Origin of the sequence: Butyrivibrio sp. FC2001 (assembly GCF_000424125.1) — a bacterium.
Classification (GTDB): Bacteria; Bacillota; Clostridia; order Lachnospirales; family Lachnospiraceae; genus Butyrivibrio.
Map to the genome: position 1 here is coordinate 1 of NZ_AUJH01000040.1, position 2,169 is coordinate 2,169.

Genomic DNA, 2,169 nt, shown 5'->3' on the forward strand with positions numbered 1-2,169 from the left:
AAAGGCTCTGTAGAGCGACTTGTGCGTTTTGTAAAAGAGAACTTTGTTGTAGGAAGAGTTTTCAGTAATGTAACAGAGCTCAACATACAGGCCCTGCAGTGGTGCAATACGCAGAATACCAGATACCACAAGACTGTAGATTGTGTCCCTGATGAAAAACATCAGAAAAGCTGCTGGATGGTCGCAAAGGTTCTTGAACTAACACATGAGCTGTCGTTTTATTTATGCCCTCTCAGATTAATAAGCTTTGACGGTTTTGTTAATTATGAGGGAAGACGTTTTGGAGTGCCTTACTGGTACCACAAAAAGGCATGCCGCATAAACCGTAAGGATTACGAGATAACTATATATGACGATGAGTTGTCAAAAGTCCTTACCAAGCATGATGTCACATGGAGCCGCAGAGACCAGTTCTGTAGGGATCAGTATGCCATTTCACAGCCTGAAGAACATCCATCAATGCCGGTAACCGCCAAGATGTTTGAACTTGAAACCAGGGAGTCAGAGCCGGATCCGGGATTCTCAAAATACAACTTTGGGGAGGGACTGTGGAATGAGTGAATCTCTGATTGAAAGCATCTTTTCGCATGCGGATGAACTAAAGATAGGTACTTATGCATCAAATCTTCCGGGCTTCATAGATTCCGAGAACATGAGCCCTGAACAGCTTGAGGCAGTAGACAAAGTACTTAGCCACCTCTGCCAGCAGAAGAATGAGACCATCATAGCGACATTGCTGAAAATGAGCCGCCTTCCATTAAAGGAGCCAAAAACTTTTGAAGGCTTTGATTACACGATAATCCATGGCAAACAGATGGATGCACTGAAAAACCTGAAATCTCTGAGTGCTGTATATGCAAGAAAGAACCTTGCTTTTATAGGACCTCAGGGAGTGGGCAAAACACACCTTGCAATGGCATATGGAAGGGAATGCTGTAATAACCGTCTAAAATCCTACTTCATTAAAGCCACGGAGCTGAACCAGAAATTTGTGGATGCTGTTAAATTCGGGCACGAAGGATCTACAATTAACGGACTTGTCAAACCATCATGCCTCATCATTGATGAGATAGGAAGATGTGTGTTCAATAAAGAAAGTACCCGTATGTTTTTTGACATGGTTGACCGAAGATACAATAAAGAAGGCCCAAACACTATGATCTTTACGAGTAACAAGAGCCCTGATAAGTGGGGCGAGTTCTTCAGTGAAGATTCTTCTCTTCTATGTGCACTTGATCGTATTTTTGATGATGCCACAGTATTCATGATAAAAGGGGAAAGCTATAGGGGCAGAAAGCTGGAAACCATAGCCATAGAGACCAGCAGAAGTAAGCAGCAAGCGGTAAAGACAAAGTAACATTTTTGCATGATGCGTTGGCTTTAAAAACAGTATCTGCTTTATTTATGGTACAATTCGGAGCAGAGTTTATTTATATATAACCAGACTTTAGGAGCATTTCGATGAACGCCAAAGAATATCTTGCAGATCCATGCAAAGCCTCATCATTGCCATTTTGGAAAGCAGAGACGATAAACATTCCGGAACATATGAAAGTATTGCGGGATGATGAGTTTTCCAACTGTAAATATGATGGCTTTGATGATCAGTATTTTAGACTTATACATGATTTAAAAAATCTTAAAGAAGCAGTTCTTCCTGACAGCTTTGAACTTGTTCAATGTGAAGAGAAATCTTTTGCAGAACACATAAATTCCTGCTACGAGCATGAACACATGTCGATTAAAGAAATGTTAGCATACAAATCACATCCGGTTTATGATCCTGATTTATGGGTTTCTGTAATTGAATCAGACAGTAAAAAGATAGTCGCGACCGGTATTGCCGAGTTGGATACCCGTATTGGAGAAGGTGTCTTGGAATGGATACAAGTTTCATCCGATTATCGAAAACTGGGATTAGGTAAATACATAGTATGCGAATTGCTGATAAGACTGGAAAATAAGGCGGATTTTGTCACTGTGTCAGGACGTGTGGCTAATAAAAGTAATCCTTATGCATTATACAAATCCTGCGGATTTGTTAATCCGGTTATTTGGCATGTAGTAACAACATAAAAAGGGGATTAACCACCATTGGCTATTTTGAATCGATGATTATTGGTCAAAATAGTCCGATGCTGAATGGTCAAAGTCCCCCGACGCTAACAA

The 2,169-nt window shown here is 40.7% G+C and carries 3 protein-coding genes; all 3 read left to right on the forward strand.

Going from position 1 to position 2,169, the window contains the following annotated elements; translation table 11 throughout:
• Positions 1–561 (forward strand): hypothetical protein (locus G601_RS26505; RefSeq protein WP_026665707.1); only part of this gene is annotated, 561 nt, incomplete at its 5' end.
• Positions 554–1,357, forward strand: a complete 804-nt coding sequence (locus tag G601_RS23300; RefSeq protein WP_196808064.1) for an ATP-binding protein — start codon at positions 554–556, stop codon at positions 1,355–1,357. The genes G601_RS26505 and G601_RS23300, both read left to right, overlap by 8 nt.
• Positions 1,358–1,461: 104 nt before the next feature.
• Positions 1,462–2,076, forward strand: coding sequence for a GNAT family N-acetyltransferase (locus tag G601_RS0113765; protein ID WP_026665708.1), 615 nt, complete (start codon positions 1,462–1,464; stop codon positions 2,074–2,076).
• The last annotated feature ends 93 nt before the right edge of the window (positions 2,077–2,169 follow it).

Coding starts and splice junctions, on each gene's coding strand:
- G601_RS23300 (WP_196808064.1), top strand. CDS start 554: ATGAGTGAATCTCTGATTGAAAGCATCTTTTCGCATGCGGATGAACTA.
- G601_RS0113765 (WP_026665708.1), top strand. CDS start 1,462: ATGAACGCCAAAGAATATCTTGCAGATCCATGCAAAGCCTCATCATTG.